The organism is Streptomyces sp. NPDC059398 (genome assembly GCF_042751845.1).
Classification (GTDB): domain Bacteria; phylum Actinomycetota; class Actinomycetes; order Streptomycetales; family Streptomycetaceae; genus Streptomyces.
The window spans coordinates 14,043-17,729 of sequence record NZ_JBHYWP010000137.1; the positions used below are offsets into that span (position 1 = coordinate 14,043).

Below are 3,687 nucleotides of genomic sequence, written 5' to 3' on the forward strand. Positions count from 1 at the left end.
TCTCGGCGGAGCCGGGGGCGGAGGTCTCGGCGGAGCCGGGGGCGGAGGTCTCGGCGGAGCCGGGGGCGGAGGTCTCGGCGGAGCCGGGGGCGGAGGTCTCGGCGGAGCCGGGGGCGGAGGCCGGCACGCGGCCGGAAGGTGCGGGCGCGGCGGAGGCCGGCGCCGGAACCGGAGCCGGGGGCGGTCCTGTGACGGGGCTCGTCGTGGACGCGCTCGGGAAGCGGTGCCCCGTTCCGGTGATCGAGCTGGCAAAGGTGTTCGGGGATGTACCCGTGGGCGGGGTGGTGACGGTGCTCTCGGACGACGAGGCCGCGAAGCTCGACGTACCGGCCTGGTGCGAGATGCGGGGTCAGAGGTACGAGGGGGCGCACCCGGTCGACGGGGGTACCGCCTTCCGGGTGCGCCGGGTGTCGTGAGCCGGTCCCCGCCCAGGAAGTACAGGACGTACAAGAGACGTACAGGACGTACGGAAGGTCCCGCCGGGGCCGTGAGGAAGCGCCCCGGGGCCCGGTTCCGGACGGTGGGCTACTGGAGGTGGGCCCGGACCTCGGCCGCCGCGTCGTGGCCGTACGCCTTGGTGAAGCGGTCCATGAAGGTGGCGTGGCGCAGCGTGTACTCCTGCGTGCCCAGCGTCTCGATCACCAGCGTGGCCAGCATGCAGCCGGTCTGCGCCGCACGCTCCAGACCGACGCCCCAGGAGAGCCCGGAGAGGAAGCCCGCGCGGAACGCGTCGCCCACGCCGGTCGGGTCGACCTTCGCCTCCTCCTCGGCGCAGCCGACCACGATCGGCTCCTCGCCCTTGCGGTCGATCCGGACGCCCCGGGCGCCGAGCGTGGTGACCCGGTGGCCGACCCGGTCGAGGATCTCCTCGTCGGTCCAGCCGGTCTTGGACTCGATGAGCCCCTTCTCGTACTCGTTGGAAAAGAGGTACGTGGCGCCGACGAGCAGCGTGCGGATGTCCTCGCCCGTCATCCGGGCGATCTGCTGGGAGAAGTCGGCGGCGAACGGGATGGAGCGGGTGCGGCACTCCTCGGTGTGGCGGAGCATCGCCTCGGGGTCGTCGGCCCCGATCAGCACCAGGTCGAGTCCGCCGACGCGCTCGGCGACCGACTGAAGCTCGATCTGGCGGGCCTCGCTCATGGCGCCCGTGTAGAACGAGCCGATCTGGTTGTGGTCGGCGTCCGTGGTGCACACGAACCGGGCGGTGTGCAGAACCTCGGAGATCCGGACCGAACCGGTGTCCACGCCGTGCCGGTCGAGCCAGGCGCGGTACTCGTCGAAGTCGGGGCCCGCGGCGCCGACCAGGATCGGGTCCGTGCCGAGCTGGCCCATCCCGAAGCAGATGTTGGCGCCGACGCCTCCGCGCCGTACATCGAGGGTGTCGACCAGGAAGGAGAGCGAGACCGTATGGAGCTGATCGGCGACCAGCTGGTCGGCGAAACGGCCGGGGAAGGTCATGAGGTGGTCGGTGGCGATGGAGCCGGTGACTGCGATGCGCACGGCGAGGACTCCTGCGGAGGAGGGAGGCGGACACCTCACGCTACCGGTTCGTACGCCCTCGGCTCGAAGGGAGGAAACTACCCGATAGTAGCGCTTTCTCCGCAAGCCGCCTCGTGCCTACGCTGACTTATGAACTCCTTCGCGCCGAAGGGCGCAGCACCGTCCGATTCCGGGTCCGGCCGTACCGATCCGACCGACCGGACCGATCTGACGGACCTCACCGATCTGACCGGCCTGCGCGGCGACTGTGCGCGTATGGCTCCGCACTGGGTGGTGCCCGTGCGGCCCGCGCCCGCCCCCGTACCCCCGTCCCTGATCCACGGGGTGAAGGTACCGCCCGCCTCCGCGCGGCTGATCGACTCCATGTCCGAGTACGGGGACTGAGCACGCGCATCACGGGCTGAGCCCCACCGGCCGCACGCCCCCTGAGCGGCCGGGCAGGAAGCCCGAGGGAACCGTGTGCTCCCCCGCCCCGTCCCACCTCCGTTCCCCCGCACGGGGGAACGGCCACGACAGTGGGCGGCAGCGGAGTCGAAGGAGCATGCGGTGAGCAGCGAGCGACCCGAGCACGACACGGCACGTCCCCGTCGGCGGCGGTCCCCGGCCGCCGTCACATCGGTTGCGGCAGCGGTGCTGCTCGCTGGGGGCGGCGGGGCCTACTGGGCGGCGACAGCGGCCGGGCACGACAACGGCGGCGCGGAGACCAGCGCGACCCCCGGCGGTGGTGCCACGGCCCCTCCTCCCCTCGCCCTGGACCAGTCGGCCCGTACCGGCGGCGGCTCCCCGGGCATCGCACCGGGGGAACCCGACCCGCGGGGCCCCGTGTACCGCCCCGGCGGGACCTTCCCCGCGCCACCGAAAACGGCTCCGGTCTACCGCGCCGACGGCACCGTCGCCGCCGCCGATGTGGCACGGCTGGCCCACGCGCTCGGGGTGCAGGGCACTCCGCGGCTGGTGGGTACGGAGTGGAAGGTGGGCGCGGACAAGGACGGTTCGGGTCCGCTGCTCCAGGTGGCCCGGCAGGCCCCGGGCAGCTGGACGTTCACCCGGTTCGGCAGCGGCGGCAGCGACAACTGCCCGAGTGGAAAGCTCTGTTCCAACGGCTCCAGCGGTTCCAGCGGTTCCAGCGGAGGGACCGGTCCGGGTACGGGGTCGGCCGGTGACGGGAAGCCGGTGAGCGAGCAGGCGGCGCGGGCCGCGGCCGCCCCGCTGCTGAAGGCGCTGGGCGAGAGCGACGCGAAGCTGGACGCGAGCCGGGTGATGGGCGCGGTGCGGGTGGTGAACGCCGATCCGAAGGTGGGCGGGCTGCCCACGTACGGCTGGACGACCGGGTTGCAGATCGGGGCGGACGGCCGGCTGACCGGCGGCACCGGCCTGCTGAAGGCCCCCGTCAAGGGTGCGGAGTATCCGCTGACCGGCGCGGCCGAAGCTCTGAAGCGGCTGAACTCGTCCGCGGGCGGAGGGTCCGGAGCAGGGGGCTCCGGTACGGGCGGCTGCGCCACGATGGAGCCGCTCACCGGTTACTCGGCCACCGGCGCCGGTGACGGCCGTGTCAGCAGCGGGAGCGGCGCCTCCCGAACCGGCACGGCGAGCGCCCCGCCCTCCACGCCCTGTACGCCGGCGTCCAAGTCCCCGGGGTCCCGGGCGGTCACCGTGAGCCACGCGGAGCTGGGGCTCGCGATGCGGCTGTCCGGCGGACGGCAGATCCTCGTACCCTCCTGGCTCTTCGACGTCCGGCCCGAGGGTACGGCCGGGCCCGCCACGGTCACCGCGACGGCGGTGGAGGACCGCTATCTGGCGAAGCCGGAACCGCCCACCGGGGGGAACCACCCCGGCGGCTCCGACCAGACCCCGACGGCCTACCGCGCCGACGGACGGACCCTGACGCTGCGCATCATGGGCCAGATGTGTGGCCGGTACGGCGTACGGACCACCGAGAACACGGACACGGTGCGGGTGGCGCTGAGCGCGCCGGTCCGCAAGCCCGGGAAGGTCTGCCCCGACATCATCGGATCGGTGACGCAGAAGGTGCGGCTGGAGCAGCCGCTGGGGGCCCGGCGGGTCATCGACGCGGCGAACGGCGAGCCCGTACCGCAGATGTGAGCCGGGGGGGGCCCGCCGGGGGGGGGGCCCAGGCGCGGGGGCGCCCCCCACGACGGCAGGGACGGCGCCGGGACCGGGGGCACC

At 73.7% G+C, this 3,687-nt stretch carries 4 protein-coding genes; 3 read left to right on the forward strand and 1 reads right to left on the reverse strand.

Features of this window, described 5'->3' with window-relative positions:
* Nucleotides 1-416 (forward strand): sulfurtransferase TusA family protein (locus tag ACFXBC_RS32560; RefSeq protein WP_385032818.1); only part of this gene is annotated, 416 nt, incomplete at its 5' end.
* Nucleotides 417-525: 109 nt separating this feature from the next.
* On the opposite strand, the gene ACFXBC_RS32565 is transcribed toward ACFXBC_RS32560, so the two are convergent.
* On the reverse strand, nt 526-1,500 hold the full coding sequence (locus tag ACFXBC_RS32565; protein ID WP_385032821.1) for a carbohydrate kinase family protein: 975 nt from the start codon (nt 1,498-1,500) through the stop codon (nt 526-528).
* Nucleotides 1,501-1,629: 129 nt separating this feature from the next.
* Between ACFXBC_RS32565 and ACFXBC_RS32570 the strand changes: the two genes are divergently transcribed.
* Nucleotides 1,630-1,884: a hypothetical protein gene (locus tag ACFXBC_RS32570; RefSeq protein ID WP_385032827.1), complete on the forward strand. Its 255-nt coding sequence runs from the start codon at nt 1,630-1,632 to the stop codon at nt 1,882-1,884.
* 162 nt (nt 1,885-2,046) lie between these two features.
* The gene (locus ACFXBC_RS32575; protein WP_385032824.1) at nt 2,047-3,603 is read left to right on the forward strand and encodes a hypothetical protein; all 1,557 of its coding nucleotides are present in this window, start codon (nt 2,047-2,049) and stop codon (nt 3,601-3,603) included.
* Nucleotides 3,604-3,687 lie beyond the last annotated feature (84 nt).